This window comes from Vibrio cyclitrophicus, assembly GCF_024347435.1.
Lineage (GTDB): Bacteria > Pseudomonadota > Gammaproteobacteria > Enterobacterales > Vibrionaceae > Vibrio > Vibrio cyclitrophicus.
Genome location: NZ_AP025480.1, coordinates 946,348 through 963,074, shown reverse-complemented (window position 1 = coordinate 963,074; position 16,727 = coordinate 946,348). Strand labels below are relative to the sequence as shown.

Sequence of the window (16,727 nt, the reverse complement as noted above, 5' to 3'; positions counted from 1 at the left end):
CACTTTCATGTTGATGAAACAAATATGAAACGACTTTGACATAAATCGGTGTTCTAATCATCCCGCTTATATAAAAAGGGATAACTAATGAAGCACTTTATGAAACCAATTGTTACCGCAGTGGTAACCTCTACACTCTCATTCAACGTACTTTCAGCAGAAATCAAAAATGTCATTCTGATGATCGGCGACGGCATGGGACCTCAGCAAGTTGGCTTATTGGAAACCTACGCAAACCAAGCGCCAAATTCCATCTATAAAGGGAACAAAACGGCCATTTATCAACTTGCTCAAGAAGGGGTTATTGGTTCATCCCTAACGCATCCGGAAGACGCAATCGTAGTGGATTCAGCTTGCTCTGCGACCATGCTTGCAACGGGTATCTACAGCGGTTCAGAAGTGATCGGTATCGATTCACAGGGTAACCATGTTGAGACCGTACTTGAGAAAGCGAAAAAAGCAGGCAAAGCGACCGGCTTAGTGTCCGACACACGCTTAACTCACGCGACCCCGGCTTCTTTCGCCGCTCACCAACCTCACCGTTCTTTAGAGAATCAAATTGCATCTGATATGTTAGCAACGGGCGCTGATGTGATGCTCTCTGGAGGGCTACGTCATTGGATTCCTAAATCGACCAACGACAAAGGTGAAACCTATAAGCAACTTGAGAAACTGACTCAAGGTGATGTTTATCTCAAATCGAAACGTAAAGACGACCGTAACCTGCTGACTGAAGCAGAGAAAGACGGCTACCAACTGGCGTTTAATCGCAACATGCTAGACGACGCTAAGGGCGATAAACTACTTGGCCTATTCGCCTACTCAGGCATGGATGATGGCATCGCTTACAGCAACAAGAAAAAGAGTGGCGAACGAACTCAGCCAAGCCTGAAAGAGATGACAAAAAAAGCGCTCAACATCCTATCCAAAGATGAAGATGGCTTTTTCCTAATGGTTGAAAGTGGCCAAATCGATTGGGCGGGTCACAGTAACGATGCCGGCACGATGCTGCATGAACTGCTCAAGTTTGATGAAGCGATCCAAATTGTGTATGAATGGGCAAAAGATCGTGAAGACACGATCGTGATTGTGACCGCAGACCACGAAACAGGATCTTTCGGTTTCAGCTACTCTTCTAACGACTTACCAAAACCACAGAAACGTTCTGGCGAAGCCTTCGCTGATCGCGACTATGCACCCAACTTTAACTTTGGCGCATTCGATATTCTTGATGGTCTATACAATCAGAAGCAAAGCTACTACGGCATGATCAGCGAATTTCAAAAGCTAGATAAAGCACAGCAAACACCTGAAAAACTGGCCGAAATCGTCAACAAAAACAGTGAGTTCCCTATTACAGCGGAACAAGCGAAAAACGTATTAGCCAGTAAGCCGAACCCATACCGATTGGCTCAGCACAAATACTTGTCAGCAGAAGAAGTACCTGCTATCAACGATTTCGATGCATTCTTCCCATATAACGACCGTGGCAACCTGCTTGCTCGTGAACAAGCAACGGGTCAAAACATTGTTTGGGGTACAGGTACACATACTCACACACCTGTGAACGTGTTTGCTTGGGGCCCTGCTGAGAAAATACTGCCGGTTTCGAAAATCATGCACCACTCAGAATTGGGTGAGTACATTAAACAACAAGTAAACTAGCCTGAATCTTTTTTGCTCGTTTAACTTTAGCGCCCTCCGGGGCGTTTTTTGTTTTAAGCCTTTAAGTTAAGTAATTAAGTAAGTTTTAAATTTAGGCGACGCAAAACAGCCGCTCAAAAGCGGCTGTTTTTAGAATAACTAACGGTTCGGGTGGTTTAAAATGTGATCTTCCCAATCGACAACATCAATTTCGTACACCACTTTATTACGAACACTTTCGCCTGCTGCATGCATCTCTGTTTTTGATCCGGTGATCAATGGGTGCCATTCAGGAATAGGCTTAGATTCTGATAAAAGGCGATAAGCACAAATATCTGGTAGCCAGTGAAACTCGTCGATCTTGTCACGAGTCAGCTTCAAGCACTCTTCACCAGAAGTGAAACGGTTCGGGTAGTCTTTACACGAACATGTTTTGTCGTTTAACCAGCTACATGCCACATTGGTGTAGTAAACTTCATCGCTATCTTCATCCATTAGTTTATGCAGGCAACACTTACCACAACCATCACACAGTGATTCCCACTCTTGCTCTGTCATCTGTTCTAGTGTTTTTTCTTGCCAAAATGGATTCGTCATAGGATTACTTCTTACTCATTTACTGGGGTGCGTGTTATACCGCTAGCCCATAAAAAGTTCAAGGATAATCATTGTTCATTCTTTGATTCAATCAACAGCTGTCACTCTCATCATTTTTTGCTACTATCGCGCCCCCTGCTATTTAGTGAGTTTAATTTGATGGAATGTCGTTTAGGTTGTGGAGCATGTTGTGTCGCTCCAAGTATTACATCAGCTATTCCTGGAATGCCCAATGGCAAGCCTGCGGGCGTGCGATGCATTCAATTAAATGAGCAAAATCTTTGTAAGCTGTTTGGTCTATCTTCGCGCCCTAAGGTGTGCCACCAATTCAAAGCCTGCCCTGTCATTTGTGGCAAGACCGACCAAGAAGCCCTTGATAACCTGATCGAATTAGAAGCGATTACCTAAGCGCATCTGCCCTTTTCTGCCTCCTATATGCTCAAGATTTCACAAAGTTACGAAATCTAAACTATCTTGTTGATACTGGTACAGATTAATAAGGATCGTTATGAATAGGTATATCGCAGAAATGTTTGGTACGTTTTGGTTGGTGTTGGGCGGTTGTGGTAGTGCCGTCTTAGCCGCGGCTTTCCCTGATGTGGGAATTGGCCTACTCGGAGTTTCCCTTGCCTTTGGTTTAACCGTACTCACTATGGCTTTCGCTATTGGTCATATATCCGGTTGCCACCTCAACCCTGCTGTCACCATCGGCCTATGGAGTGGTGGTCGCTTTGATGGCAAAGATGTTGCGCCTTATATTATTGCCCAAGTGATTGGCGGTATTATCGCGGGCGGCGTGCTATTTGTGATTGCTTCTGGCCAAGCAGGTTTTGACGTTGTCTCATCAGGCTTTGCTTCGAATGGTTACGGTGAACACTCACCGGGTGACTATTCGCTAACCGCAGCACTCGTGTGTGAAGTGGTCATGACCATGGTGTTCCTATTCGTGATCATGGGGGCAACCGATTCAAAAGCACCGGCTGGATTTGCACCTATCGCGATTGGTCTTTGTTTAACCTTGATCCACCTTATCAGTATCCCCGTCACTAATACCTCTGTGAATCCTGCTCGAAGTACTGGTGTAGCCGTATTTGTTGGAGACTGGGCTGTTTCGCAATTATGGCTATTCTGGATTGCACCGATTATTGGTGCCGTGATTGGCGCTGCGATTTACAAAGCCGTGCGCGGCTCTGATTAATCGTTTGAAAGGTTTTAGAATAGACACGTTCAAGGACAAAGCTTTATAACAAAAGAAGAAAAAGCCGCTTAGTGATTATTCACCAAGCGGCTTTTTTATATCTTATGACGACCGAGTAAGGAGTGCGAAAGCGTGGTGCCATCTACCAGCTCTAGCTCACCACCAACGGGAACACCATGGGCGATTCGACTTGCGTTCACTTCATGGGCATTGCATAGCTCAGCAATGTAATGGGCCGTTGCTTCGCCTTCAACCGTTGGGTTGGTCGCGAGAATAACCTCTGTGATATCACCACGACGTAAGCGGTAATCCAAAACATCGAGGCCAATATCACTTGGACCAATCCCATCAAGTGGCGAAAGGTGGCCCATCAACACAAAGTAACGGCCTGAATATTGGCCAGTTGCTTCAATTGCTGCAATGTCTGCAGGGCTCTCTACTACACAGATTTGACCATTTTCCTGACGTTTAGGGTTGGTACAAATATGGCAGGTATCTTCTTCAGTAAAAGTACGGCACTCATTACAATGACCAATTTCTGTCATTGCCTGGCTAAGAGCATCAGCCAACTGTAGGCCGCCTTTTCTATCGCGCTGTAACAAATGAAAGGCCATACGCTGCGCCGACTTGGGACCAACCCCAGGTAGACAACGTAAGGCCTCCATCAAATGCTCCAGCATATGACTGGTACGCATAGTTAACCGTTCTGATTTTCAAACGGTGACTTGTTCAACACAAACCACCACTTGAATTAACTTTAAAGAATAAGTTACTTAGAAAGGCATCTTCATACCTGGTGGAAGTTGCATCCCACCAGTTACGCCAGCCATTTTCTCTTTTTGAGTCTCTTCAACACGACGAGCCGCGTCGTTGAAAGCAGCAGCGATAAGATCTTCAAGCATCTCTTTATCGTCTTCCATTAGGCTTTCATCGATATCAACACGGCGAACGCTGTGGCTACCAGTGATGGTTACTTTTACAAGGCCAGCACCTGACTCACCTGTAACTTCCATATTCGCGATTTCTTCTTGAAGCTTTTGCATGCGCTCTTGCATTTGCTGGGCTTGCTTCATCATGTTGCCCATACCGCCTTTACCAAACATGTTAATACTCTCTGGTCTAATTGGTTTATTAAAATTTATTAAGCTTTGGTGCTTAAATGGGGGTTAAACCACAGTGATTCAACCCCTCGAGGTTCAGTTCTCAGATTTGCTTATCTAGGATGATACGCAGGTCACTAAACGTGAAAAAGCTCTATATGGGGCGAACACTGTCTCTGTCGAGCTCGGCAGCAAAACGCCTCTCAATAAACTGTACATTGGCATCGTTTTCCAAAGCGGTAAACGCGTCTTTCAACTTACCTTGGTACAATCTTTCTCTTAATTCGAGAGGTGTTTCTCCACCGTCACCGATTTCCACACTCAAATGACACTCTTCTCCGAGCACGGTATTGAGAGACTGTAACAACTCACTCTGTGCTCGATCCGTATTCAGGTGAGCTTGGCTCGATCTTAACGTTAAGGTGATTGATGTGCCATTTTTAGCAAACACTGAGTTCAATGCTAACTGTTCAACAAGCTTTGCTGTTTCCAGCTTTTGAATCGTGGCGGACCATTCATCTTGAGCAATAGATTCTTGCAGCAATTTATCAACCATTTCTGGTGTCTTAATGTGCTCTAACGCGCGCTTGATCTGAGTGGGTGTAAGCTCTTTACTCACCTCTTTCACTACAGGTTTAGACGGTTTCCAGCGATAAGGTTCATTATCATTGGCAACATTTTCTGTAGAAGAAGTGGATAACGAAGCTGGCGACACCCGCTCAGAACCACCGTGTTGCTGAGCAACTCGGTCAAGAACTGAAGTTTTAGCTGGTGTCGCTTTAGCCTTTTTTGGCACTGACCCTTTGTTTTCTGTTGCAGCACTGCCTCTACGTTGAGAACGCAATTGATGGCGTAAGCCACTCACTGGCGAGGTTGCGCGCGCTGGTTGCTCTTGCAAAACAGAAGGAGCAGAAGGTGCAGCGCTTGGCTGTTGAACCGGACTCTGGTTCTGATAATTCGTTTGTTGCTGCTGAGGCTGATCTGTACCGTCGCTAGGACGTTCGTCATAAGCCGGTGGCGCATCATCTTGGCTATGCGGGTAATCCTGTTCTGGATAACCTTGGTAGCCTGCGTGATCAGCGTAACCTTGCGAATCTGAATGTTGCCCCTGATTCTGCTGCGGTTGCTGTTGTATCGACGGTTGCGGTATAGCTTTCTGCTGAGGCGTATGTTGTTGCATCGGAACGGGCTGTTGAACCTGAGCTGGCTGTCTCGGAGCGGCCATTGGTGTAGATGGATTCACAGGTTGAGCAACGCTTTGAGCTTGAGTAGCAGGCGCTAGCACAGGACTTGTCGACTGAGTCGTGATAACTGTAGCAGCCGCTTGTTCAACCGGTCTAAACGCCAACATACGCAGAACCACCATCTCAATACCAACACGAGCGGTTGGCGATAATGGCAAGTCTTCACGACCTTTCAGCACTATCTGGTAGTAGAGTTGGATGTCTTGAGGGCTTAACGCTTTGCTCAGCAGTTCCAGCCTTTCGGCATCAGGCTGAGCCTTATCTAAAGTAGACGGCAGAGCTTGATACATCGCCAAACGGTGTAGTTGAGTCGCAAGTTGACTCAGCAATCCATCCCACTCAACGCCATTTTCAGCAAGAGCTTGAATGCAAGCCATCGCTAATTGTGGCTGTTTACTGCTAATCGCTTCAAGAAGATGAATCGCTTGGTCGGTATCAAGTGTCCCGAGCATATGAGCAACAGTGTCTGTCACTACATTGCCATTGCCTAATGCAATCGCTTGATCTGTTAGACTAAGAGCGTCACGCATACTGCCATCGGCCGCATGCGCAATCATTCCAAGCGCACGAGACTCAGAAGTTACGCTCTCTTGCTCTAGAATATGATCAAGCTGCTCATGAATGTTATCCACGCTGATCGGCTTAAGGTGGAATTGCAGACAACGCGACAAAATAGTCACTGGAAGCTTCTGTGGATCTGTCGTTGCGAGCAAGAATTTCACATATTCAGGCGGTTCTTCTAAAGTTTTTAGAAGTGCGTTGAAACTGTGCCTAGAAAGCATGTGTACTTCATCGATAAGGTAAACCTTGAAGCGACCACGTGCAGGCTTGTACTGAACATTGTCCAGAAGCTCGCGGGTATCTTCTACCTTTGTTCGTGATGCCGCATCAATCTCGAGCAGGTCAACAAAACGACCTTCATCGATCTCTTTACAGGTTGGGCATTCACCACAAGGTGTTGAGGTAATGCCTGTTTCACAGTTGAGGCCCTTAGCAAACAAACGACCGATGGTTGTCTTACCGACACCTCGTGTACCGCTGAACAAGTACGCATGGTGCAACCTATTCTGGCTAAGGGCATTCTCTAATGCTGTTAAAACATGGGCTTGACCAACCACTTCTTTAAATTTGGTTGGTCGCCATTTTCGCGCTAACGCAAGATAGCTCATGAATAATTCCGAAAAGGATTAATGACCGTCGAATTCGCAGATGCTAAACACTTCTAGACCTAGGCCTTTTAAGCGCTTGTCACCACCGATTTCTGGAAGGTTAATTACAAATGCAGCATGCTCTACCACACCACCAAGCTGACGAATCAACTTTGTTGTTGCTTCAATCGTACCGCCAGTTGCAAGCAAGTCATCGACCATCAGTACTTTATCGCCTTCAACGATAGCGTCGGTATGGATTTCTAATGTATCTGTGCCGTACTCTAGCTCATAAGATTGTGCCACTGTTTCGCGAGGCAGTTTACCCGGTTTACGAACAGGGATAAAACCAACACCAAGCTCAAGTGCCAAAGGCGCACCAAATAGGAAACCACGAGCTTCAGTACCAACAATCTTAGTAAAGCCCATATCCTTGTATGTTTCCGCCAGCAGGTCGATAGTCGCTTTGTAAGCTGCAGGATCTTCCATCAAGCTTGTCACGTCACGGAACAAAATACCTGCTTTAGGGTAATCAGGGATACTTTTGATGCTAGCTTTGATCAGAGAGATTTTTTCTGTGTTCATAATCTTATGCACTTCATTAGGCCACTTTCCAAACTCTCGTTAACGAATCAAACAAGTTAACGCACGAAACCAAGGAAAGGTACGATTGGTATTCATTGCAACGAGAGTCATAACTTTCATTGCTGAAATAATAAACGCCCGCTAAATAAGCAGGCACACTGGCTTAATGGTAGTGATTTTCTTTGCTGTCAGCAACCAACTCATGAGTTGGAAGTCGCATAAACCATGTGAGAAGAATAACAAGTACGCAAATTAGGAAAGCCTTGACCCAAATGATAGGAGCAAAGTAGATGGATAACGCAAAACTCAACAAGATAAAGAATACGCCACGCGTTTTAACTTGTTTGGTAACGGCACCGTATTGATACCAATTGTTCAGTAAAGGGCCCAGCGTTTTGTGCTCATGCATCCATTTATGAACTTTCGGATTGCTTCGCATGAAGCAGGCGCTGGCAAGAAGGAGAAAAGGAGTGGTTGGCAGAACGGGCAAAACTATCCCTAGAACTGCGAGAAATATACAAAGGCCACCAGCAATATTGAGGCTTAAAACTCGAACGCTAATTGTGGCCTCCTTGAGTTAACTATATTAATTTATCTAAGATAGCTTCACTAGAATGTTGCGTAACCATTGAATACTCGAATCAACGTAAGGGTTGCTGGTAATAATGGGATCGCTAAAAATGCGGCTAAAAATCCTAGAAAGTAGAATACATTAAACGGGTCTTGAAAGTCTTTGTTATCTGCCATGATTACTTCTTGTTTTTGTTAGTAAAGGTAAGTGTGTGGCGAACCAAACCCTCTTTGCTAAATCAACATTTAACAAAAAAGGCATAGCCACACCATTTGCGCAACTATACCTTAATCAATTATTCACAAAAACCGAGGAAATATAGGGTTAATCAGTAGACCCTTGGTGTATGTCTAAGCTAAAACTTGCCGATCCCAGTAAGCTCATTGACAACTGGCACCCTTTTTCAATCGGCAGATCCCTTGTAATAAAATTCTTCTTACAGTTTTCACCTAAACGCTCACCTGCAGCAATGTGTTGATTCACCTCACCGTTTGACCACCGCCCATCTAAACCCGCAGGTAAGATAGAGATAGTCCCTTCAGCAAGATTAGCCACACCAAACAAAGCATCAACTGGCGTAGCGCACTTAGAGCAATGAATCCCTTTCTCCAAAACCTCAGCAATATCTTTGAGGTCAACATTAAAATCTTTTCTATTCCTGATGTAATCGTGGAATAGAGCTCTCACCAGTAAGGTCGTCGCGGAGCCTCCATTATCAGAAGAAGACGAATCAACGAGATAAAAAGCAAACTGCCCGTTCATCAGCCACGCGTAATCAAACACAAGTGGCATCATTTCTGTTGATTGCAACAATCGATAACTACAGCGCCACGCTCCTTGTCGTGTATCTTTTTCCGGAAGTAGCGCATGCAATAGATCTTTTGCTGCACTAGGGTTGTCTTGCAAGTAATTCAAGTGCCAATGTAATTCTTGATCTTCAGGGATTTCTCCTCCGTCATCTACCGAAAACCATTGGCTCGAAAAGTCTCGTTGGTCTGAAATATTGTCAAACGAGTCTTTGAGTGTATTAGCTATCGCGCTACCTAAATGGGCGTGATCCTCTAACGGTTTAGCTAAAAAGTCTTTAATGCCAAATCGCAATGCTTTAGCGACATCTGACATGTCGTCTGTCGCTGACACAACAATCATAGGCAATGATGGATACTCTAAGCTGAGCTCTTCTACAAGCTCGATGCCATCCAAAATTGGCATTGATAAGTCACACACAATTAAATCTGGTGCTGAATCCCTAAGCTTTTGCAAAGCATCCAGTCCATTCTCAGCCTCAACCACTTTATAACCAATCGCATCTAAATACGCGCTGGTTATACGGCGAAAAATGGGGTCATCATCAACCAACATGACACATTTTTGGTTGATCATCTCCTGAGCCGAGGTCATTACTGGCTGACTGTAAGTTTTGTACATAATCTTTAACCTCACAAAACTAAGTCGAATTATTATTGTTATCTGTTCCAAGAACTAATATAAAACTTAGTAATAAAATGCTAAATACACAAATTTGCACTCTTTACTGGTAATTCGTGACGAGGGTTGGAATACTTGTAAATAGTGCAACGAGTTGACGTAACGCAAACATTGATCTCACTGTTACGTATAAATTAGATGAGATTGTAAACAAATGTGTCTGGATTTATGAAATTAGATGATTTAAACCTCTTTCGACTTGTCGTTGAAAATGGAAGCTACACCGCAACATCACGCAAAACTATGATTCCGGTTGCGACCATCACACGACGCATCCAAGCCTTAGAAGACTCTTTAAACCTAAGGCTTCTCAATAGACACGCGCGTAAACTCTCTTTGACAGAGGCTGGCGAACGTTTTTTCAATGAGTGCTCTCCGTTACTGCAACGTCTGTCTTCTACTGCAGAAGAGCTCACTGATGTGTGTAAAGGTGCTTCAGGGAAGATCCGTATTACCGCTCCCTCCAACCTGACTAAGCGCATGATGATGCCGATGTTCAGTGAATTCATGACTCAATACCCTGATATCAATATTGAGCTGATGATGAACAACCAAGCCGATCAGCTTGACCCAACGGAGTGGGACGTAATTTTCAGAGTCGGTCCGCAACGTGACTCAAGCTTAATCGCGAGAAAAATCAGCGAAGTGAAAGATATTCTTATCGCAAGCCCTGATTACTTGGCTAAGAACCCTGCACCAAGTCACGCTGAAGAGTTGGCAAACCATTCGTTGCTCAAAGGCTACCCATTGATTAAGTGGCAGCTGAGTAATTCGAATGAAGAGACCGTCGTTAATAGCGAGAAAGGTCGTTTCAACGCCAATGCATTGAATGTTGTCAGACAAGCGTGTTCTGAAGGCCTAGGTATCACCCTAATGCCTGATGTCATGATCCGTGAATACATTGAAGACGGCAGCTTAGTACAAGTCTTAGAAGACTGGAGCGCTAACCCTCGTGATATTTACATGCTTTATAACCACAAAGACCATTTACCTGAGAAGGTTAGATTGTTTATTGATTTTGTGATCGCATACCACATTCATTAATACTAATCCCATTCCCCGCAAACAAAAAAACCAGAGCTGATGCTCTGGTTTTTCTTTTTAGCCCGCTAACACTGTGGTTCGTTATTAGTGAAAACACTTGATTGTTAGCGAACACACTTTATTAATAATGGAATCGCTTTACTGCTTACGAAAGTGCTTTACCACTAACAAAAGTGATCTGTTGCTAACGAGAAACTAAGCGCCTTCGTTATGCAGCTCTAAGTTCGCTAAGTCTTGCTGGATTTCACGTTGAACCTTTGAGTCGTCATTACGCAAAGAATCTAGGAAGTCTAGGTACGCTTGGTCAATATCGCCCGTAACATACTCACCGTTGAATACTGAAGTATCGAAACGAGAGATGTCTTGATTACCCATGCCGACTGCAGAAATAAGGTCTGGTAGTGTTTGGAAAATCAAAGCGTCTGCGCCAATCTGCTTACAAATCGTTTCATTATCACGACCATGAGCAATCAGCTCTGTCGCGCTTGGCATATCGATGCCGTAAACGTTAGGGAAGCGTACTTCTGGAGCGGCTGAAACCATGTAAACTTTGTTTGCGCCTGAATCACGAGCCATCTCAATGATCTGCTCTGATGTCGTACCACGAACAATAGAATCATCAACCAGTAGAACGTTCTTATCTTTGAACTCAGAACGAATAGCGTTGAGCTTACGACGAACTGACTTCTTACGCTGTTGCTGACCAGGCATGATGAACGTGCGGCCAACGTAGCGGTTTTTCACGAAACCTTGACGGTATGGCTTGTTAATCGCTTGAGCGATTCGCAACGCGATATCATTCGATGTTTCTGGAATTGGAATAACCACGTCAATGTCCAAGTCTGCGTACTCTTCCTTAATACGTTTACCTAGCATCTCACCCATCTCAACGCGCGCGCTGTAAACTGAGATTTTATCGATGAACGAGTCAGGACGAGCAAAGTAAACAAACTCAAAGATACATGGATTTAACTGTGGGTTATCTGCACATTGCTTAGTGAAAAGATCACCGTCGAATGTTGCGTAGATAGCTTCACCAGGAGCAACGTCACGCATAAAGTCAAAACCAACAGCGTCTAACGCTACTGACTCAGACGCAACCATATACTCTGTTTTACCATTAACTTCACGCTTACCAAGACACAGCGGACGGATGCCATGTGGGTCACGGAATGCGATCATGCCGTGGCCGATAATCATTGCCGTTACGGCGTAAGCACCACGAATAGTGCGGTGCACGTTCGCTACTGCGCGGAAAACGTCTTCTGAAGTCACGTTACCTTTAACGGTATCGATCTCATGAGCTAATACATTCAGTAGAACTTCAGAATCAGAGGTTGTATTCACATGACGACGGTCTTTCTCGAATAATTTCGCACGAACTTCATTTGCGTTCGTTAGGTTACCGTTGTGCGCCAACGTGATGCCAAAAGGAGAGTTTACGTAGAAAGGCTGAGCTTCAGAAGCACTTGAACTGCCCGCTGTAGGATAGCGAACGTGACCAATACCCACTTCACCTTGTAAGCGCTGCATGTGTTTTGCTTCAAAAACATCTTTTACTAAACCGTTCGCCTTACGCAGACGGAAACGATTGCTTTCTATGGTACAAATACCAGCGGCATCTTGGCCACGATGCTGCAATACCGTTAAAGCGTCATAAATAGACTGGTTTACAGGTGTTGAACCCACGATTCCAACAATACCACACATGTCCTAATCCTCGATTTTCGACATTAACTGGCGCTAAAGCGCGCCAGATAAGAAACTAGATGTTGCTTGTAAATGCTCGAAGAACGGCGCAATGATTCGACTAAACTCCGGAACCAATTGCGAATTCTTCCACCACTCAGAACTTGGGAATGCAGTAAACGCATCCATGAAAAACAACACTGCAGAAACAATCAAAACACCACGTAAGCCACCAAAGACGACACCGAGGATTCTATCTGTACCCGACAGGCCTGTTTTCTGAACTAGTTGACCGATGACATAGTTAACTAAGGCACCAACAACTAACGTCGCAACAAACAATGCTGCTATCGCAGTTCCGTTTCGAAACATCTCATCTTCGATATTGGTGAAGTACATGGCTAATTTAGCGTAGTACTGGCTAGCAATAAAAAATGCTCCAAACCAAATAACAAGTGACAACGCTTCTTTAGCGAAACCGCGAACTAAACTGATCACGGCAGAGAAGCCGATCACGCCTAAAATGACAAAATCTAACCAATTCATGAATTCTTCATCTTAAGTTGGCGCGCATTTTAACAGAAAAAATGCTGACGCAAACGTTTTCTTATGGATTTAACGGTTTAAATTTGAGCAATTGGCCTTTTGAACCCGTAATTTTTTCTAATTCCTTAATTTGTCGCTCAAGTTTGGATTTAGAGACATCCGGGCCAATAATTACTCGCGTAAAAGTTTTTTCTTGTTTGGTGTGAGCCTGGTAACCACGCTTTTGTAAATCCTTAACAACATTTTTTGCGTTGTCAGCATTCTTCAAAGCCATTAATTGAATAAGCCAAGCACTGTCTTGGTATTCATTTTTTTCTGGTACAGGTTTCACCACGACTGCCACTTTGTCTGCTTCTTTATTGTTTGAAGTCGACGCCATTTGCGTATCGGATTTATCAGCACCGCCACTTTCAACCACTTGCTCAACCGGAGAATCCGGTAATGCAATCTGATCTTCAACAGGGTCGAGCACTTCAAAAACCTCAACATTACTATCAAGCTCAGGCTTAATCGGAATGCTTGCAAACTCTTCTTTGTAGTGGAGCTTCTTACCATCAAGCACATCGGGCAATACAATCACGCCAATGGCCACTAAAATGATGGTGCCGACTAATCGGCTTTGGAATTTACTTGCCATTTAGTTTCCTTTTTTCTGCCAGTGCTCCAACACCTCACCAACGGTATGGAAAGAACCGACCACCAACACAACATCATCACCTTGAGCCGAAGCTAAAGCCGCTTCAAACGCCGCAAAAGGAGTTGTATGCTGCTTTATACCTTCAGGTAAGCTTTGACACAATTCCGCCGCCGTTGCAGCTCGTGGGCCTTGCAGTGAAGCTGGGTACCAATGTGTTGTCATCGGCGCTAATACTTCCAATGTCGCGGGGATATCTTTGTCATGAAGCATAGCGACAACAACGTGTAAGTTTTTTCCTGCGTACGTCTTCTCAACTTGCTGTGCAAAATATTCGGCCGAATGCGGATTATGCGCGACATCAAGCACAATCACGGGGTGTTCACTAATTTGCTGCATGCGTCCCGGGAGCTGAGCATTCTTCAAACCGTTCACCACGTTAACATCGCTAATAGTCAGATCTGAAGTACCTAGTGCCATTAATGCTGTTGCTGCATTAGGTAATGGTAGGCTTGGAATAGGCAGTGATTCCAATTGAAATGCACCACTGCGCCAATTCCACACATCACCATCTACATCATAAGCATATTGAATACCCACTTGATAGAACTCAGCCTTAATGTCATCAGCGTGCGCAGCAACCGTCGCAGGTGGCTTGGGTTGACCACAAATAGCAGGTTTACCACTACGATAGATACCCGCTTTTTCAAAGCCAATCACATTGATGTCGTCACCCAACCAATCAACATGGTCGACAGCCAAACTGGTAATCACAGAAACATCATGTTCAACGATATTGGTCGCATCTAGACGCCCGCCTAGACCCACTTCCAATAACACAACATCAACCGTTTCTGTTTGAAAAGCGCGTAACGCCGCCAACGTACCATATTCGAAAAAGCTAAGGCTGATTTCGCCACGCTCTTTCTCAATGAAATCGAAAGACTGAACCATCTTTTCGTTGGATAGATCTTGGCCGTTAATACGAACACGCTCGTTATAGCGAATTAAGTGAGGAGAACTGTAGACACCAACTGAGTAACCAGCGTCCAACAGAATCGCTTCCATCAGAGCACACGTTGAGCCTTTGCCATTGGTTCCAGCAACGGTAATAACGTGTTGAGCAGGTTTGGTGAGCTTTGCCTTAGAGGCGACGGCTTGAACTCGGTCTAAACCAAGATCAATAGCACTTGTGTGGATGTTTGATAAATAATCAAGCCACATCTCCAAAGAGGATGTGGCTTGAGGAATAGGTTGTTGACTCATCTAACTCATAACCATGATTAAGTAGGTTTGTTAGATGGTACTTTACCCTTTTTCTGGCGCTTCTGGTACTTCATAAGTAGCTTCATTCGGTGAATCGTTCACAGAAACTACCAATGGTGAAGGCTGGTTGGTCATTTTAGCAACAAGGCTTGCAACACGCTGACGCATTTCACGACGGTCAACGATCATGTCGATAGCACCGTGGTCTAGTAAGAACTCACTGCGTTGGAAACCTTCAGGAAGGTCTTCACGTACCGTTTGCTCAATTACACGACGTCCAGCAAAACCGATAAGCGCTTTTGGCTCACCAATATTGATATCACCAAGCATGGCCAAACTTGCAGAAACACCCCCCATTGTTGGATCAGTCATTACTGAAACAAACGGTAAGCCTTTCGCAGATAAGCGCTCAAGAGCAGCACTGGTTTTCGCCATTTGCATTAGAGACATAAGCGCCTCTTGCATACGAGCACCACCACTTGCAGAGAAACACACTAAGCCGCAATTGTTTTCGATAGCTGCATCAACAGCTTTCACAAAACGTGCACCTACCACAGAGCCCATTGAACCACCCATAAATGAGAATTCAAACGCACATGCTACGATAGGTAAACCAAGTAGTTCGCCTTTCATTGCCACTAATGCATCTGTCTCACCGCTGTTTTTCTGTGCAGCAGAGATACGTTCTTTGTAGCGCTTAGAGTCTTTAAACTTAAGTTTATCTTGTGGCTCAAGATCAGTGCCCAGTTCAACACGCTCACCTTTGTCTAGGAATGTATCCAGACGGCGACGTGCCTTCATGCGCATGTGATGGTCACATTTTGGACATACTTCTAGGTTACGCTCTAGTTCAGCATGGTAAAGAACCTGCTCACAAGAAGTACATTTAGTCCAAACCCCTTCAGGGATAGACGCTTTACGAGATGTTACGATGTTGCTTTTTTCTAAAATCTTTTCAAGCCAACTCATGGAAGACCTTTTTGTTTCGATTCTTCCGCTTGATTGCGAAAGAAATAAATTTGGGAATTATGCGTGGGAATTAAAGCACATAAAACAGCGACTGTAGATAAAAAACTGGTTGTACCTATTTTCTGTGACTATTTTACGCACGAAACCGTAATATTTTTTGAACCTAAGTCTCACATTTAGTTCAAATCATCCGGTAAAAATAGAGGGCCAATTGGCTCTCTTGGTAGATCAAAATGTTCAGGATAATCAACATCTACCAGATACAAGCCTTCCGCTTTTGCGGTCGCACCTGCAACTTTTCGATCTTTTGCTTCTAAAAGCCATTGGATCCACTCTGGTTTCTGCTCACCTTTACCTACCGCAATTAAGCTACCAGTGATATTCCTCACCATATGATGGACAAACGCATTCGCTTTAATATCGATCACGATGTAGTGTCCATGACGAGTCACGTTTAAGTGAATCATGTTTCGCCATGGACTGCGAGATTGGCAATGTGTTGCTCTAAACGACGTAAAGTCATTTTCACCAAGCAAGTACTGACCCGCTTCGTGCATTTTTTTCTCATCAAGGTGACCATGATAATGACTCACTCCTGAATTTAAAATGCCAGGGCGTAATGCGTGGTTAAAGATAATGTAACGATAGCGACGAGCTGTTGCTGAGAAACGAGCATGAAAATCTTCATTCACTTCTGTAGCCCAACGAACCGCAATATCTTTTGGCATATTGGCATTCGCGCCCATTGTCCACGCTACCATTTTGCGATCGACATTTGTTTCAAAGTGAACGACTTGCCCCGTACCGTGAACACCAGCATCGGTTCGACCTGCGCACATAACTTCTACCGGGTGATTCGCGACAACTGAAAGAGCCTTTTCCAATTCTTCTTGGACACTTTTCACGTCTCGTTGGCGCTGCCAACCAAAGTAGTGGGTACCGTTATATTCAATACCTAAAGCAATTTTCATGTTCTTGTTCTCTTTGAAAATGGGCCGAGAAGT

18 protein-coding genes are annotated in these 16,727 nt (G+C 44.5%); 4 read left to right on the top strand and 14 right to left on the bottom strand.

Features of this window, described 5'->3' with window-relative positions; genetic code table 11:
• Positions 1–87: 87 nt before the first annotated feature.
• A complete protein-coding gene (locus OCW38_RS04540) occupies positions 88–1,665 on the top strand; it encodes an alkaline phosphatase (RefSeq protein WP_261895230.1) in 1,578 nt (525 codons plus the stop codon).
• Between the two features lie 138 nt (positions 1,666–1,803).
• On the opposite strand, the gene OCW38_RS04535 is transcribed toward OCW38_RS04540, so the two are convergent.
• A complete protein-coding gene (locus OCW38_RS04535) occupies positions 1,804–2,241 on the bottom strand; it encodes a YcgN family cysteine cluster protein (RefSeq protein WP_261895228.1) in 438 nt (145 codons plus the stop codon).
• A gap of 159 nt (positions 2,242–2,400) precedes the next feature.
• Here OCW38_RS04535 and OCW38_RS04530 point away from each other — a divergent pair, with 159 nt between their 5' ends.
• Both OCW38_RS04530 and aqpZ read left to right on the top strand, forming a co-directional pair.
• Positions 2,401–2,649, top strand: coding sequence for a YkgJ family cysteine cluster protein (locus tag OCW38_RS04530; RefSeq protein ID WP_010436940.1), 249 nt, complete (start codon positions 2,401–2,403; stop codon positions 2,647–2,649).
• Between the two features lie 100 nt (positions 2,650–2,749).
• Positions 2,750–3,439, top strand: a complete 690-nt coding sequence (gene aqpZ / locus OCW38_RS04525; RefSeq protein WP_016767513.1) for an aquaporin Z — start codon at positions 2,750–2,752, stop codon at positions 3,437–3,439.
• Between the two features lie 95 nt (positions 3,440–3,534).
• Here aqpZ and recR read toward each other — a convergent pair whose 3' ends face one another.
• The 7 genes from recR to OCW38_RS04490 form a co-directional block, all read right to left on the bottom strand.
• On the bottom strand, positions 3,535–4,134 hold the full coding sequence (recR, locus tag OCW38_RS04520; protein WP_010436925.1) for a recombination mediator RecR: 600 nt from the start codon (positions 4,132–4,134) through the stop codon (positions 3,535–3,537).
• Between the two features lie 78 nt (positions 4,135–4,212).
• The gene (locus OCW38_RS04515; protein ID WP_009848672.1) at positions 4,213–4,542 is read right to left on the bottom strand and encodes a YbaB/EbfC family nucleoid-associated protein; all 330 of its coding nucleotides are present in this window, start codon (positions 4,540–4,542) and stop codon (positions 4,213–4,215) included.
• 151 nt (positions 4,543–4,693) lie between these two features.
• Positions 4,694–6,952, bottom strand: coding sequence for a DNA polymerase III subunit gamma/tau (gene dnaX, locus OCW38_RS04510; protein ID WP_261895225.1), 2,259 nt, complete (start codon positions 6,950–6,952; stop codon positions 4,694–4,696).
• 18 nt (positions 6,953–6,970) lie between these two features.
• Complete coding sequence (apt, locus tag OCW38_RS04505) at positions 6,971–7,516, bottom strand: adenine phosphoribosyltransferase (RefSeq protein WP_010436920.1); 546 nt, start codon at positions 7,514–7,516, stop codon at positions 6,971–6,973.
• A 163-nt stretch (positions 7,517–7,679) separates the two neighbouring features.
• On the bottom strand, positions 7,680–8,051 hold the full coding sequence (locus OCW38_RS04500; protein ID WP_029189203.1) for a YbaN family protein: 372 nt from the start codon (positions 8,049–8,051) through the stop codon (positions 7,680–7,682).
• A 74-nt stretch (positions 8,052–8,125) separates the two neighbouring features.
• Entirely contained in the window at positions 8,126–8,263 is a 138-nt protein-coding gene (locus tag OCW38_RS04495; protein WP_004734169.1) for a hypothetical protein, read from the bottom strand.
• Positions 8,264–8,411: 148 nt separating this feature from the next.
• A complete protein-coding gene (locus OCW38_RS04490; protein WP_010436916.1) occupies positions 8,412–9,515 on the bottom strand; it encodes a response regulator in 1,104 nt (367 codons plus the stop codon).
• A 228-nt stretch (positions 9,516–9,743) separates the two neighbouring features.
• Here OCW38_RS04490 and OCW38_RS04485 point away from each other — a divergent pair, with 228 nt between their 5' ends.
• Positions 9,744–10,619 (top strand): LysR family transcriptional regulator, encoded by an 876-nt coding sequence (locus OCW38_RS04485; RefSeq protein WP_004734167.1) that lies wholly within the window; start codon positions 9,744–9,746, stop codon positions 10,617–10,619.
• A gap of 195 nt (positions 10,620–10,814) precedes the next feature.
• Here the strand turns inward: OCW38_RS04485 and purF are convergent, their stop codons facing one another.
• The 6 genes from purF to truA all read right to left on the bottom strand — a co-directional run bounded on the left by purF (position 10,815) and on the right by truA (position 16,694).
• On the bottom strand, positions 10,815–12,329 hold the full coding sequence (gene purF, locus OCW38_RS04480; protein ID WP_010436912.1) for an amidophosphoribosyltransferase: 1,515 nt from the start codon (positions 12,327–12,329) through the stop codon (positions 10,815–10,817).
• Between the two features lie 33 nt (positions 12,330–12,362).
• The gene (locus OCW38_RS04475) at positions 12,363–12,854 is read right to left on the bottom strand and encodes a CvpA family protein (RefSeq protein ID WP_009848678.1); all 492 of its coding nucleotides are present in this window, start codon (positions 12,852–12,854) and stop codon (positions 12,363–12,365) included.
• 61 nt (positions 12,855–12,915) lie between these two features.
• Positions 12,916–13,491 carry an SPOR domain-containing protein gene (locus OCW38_RS04470; RefSeq protein WP_010436902.1) on the bottom strand — a complete coding sequence of 192 codons (576 nt, stop codon included), beginning with the start codon at positions 13,489–13,491 and terminating at the stop codon, positions 12,916–12,918.
• On the bottom strand, positions 13,492–14,754 hold the full coding sequence (folC, locus tag OCW38_RS04465; RefSeq protein WP_261895221.1) for a bifunctional tetrahydrofolate synthase/dihydrofolate synthase: 1,263 nt from the start codon (positions 14,752–14,754) through the stop codon (positions 13,492–13,494).
• A gap of 42 nt (positions 14,755–14,796) precedes the next feature.
• A complete protein-coding gene (gene accD / locus OCW38_RS04460) occupies positions 14,797–15,723 on the bottom strand; it encodes an acetyl-CoA carboxylase, carboxyltransferase subunit beta (RefSeq protein WP_010436898.1) in 927 nt (308 codons plus the stop codon).
• A gap of 176 nt (positions 15,724–15,899) precedes the next feature.
• Positions 15,900–16,694: a tRNA pseudouridine(38-40) synthase TruA gene (gene truA, locus OCW38_RS04455; protein WP_010436895.1), complete on the bottom strand. Its 795-nt coding sequence runs from the start codon at positions 16,692–16,694 to the stop codon at positions 15,900–15,902.
• Positions 16,695–16,727 lie beyond the last annotated feature (33 nt).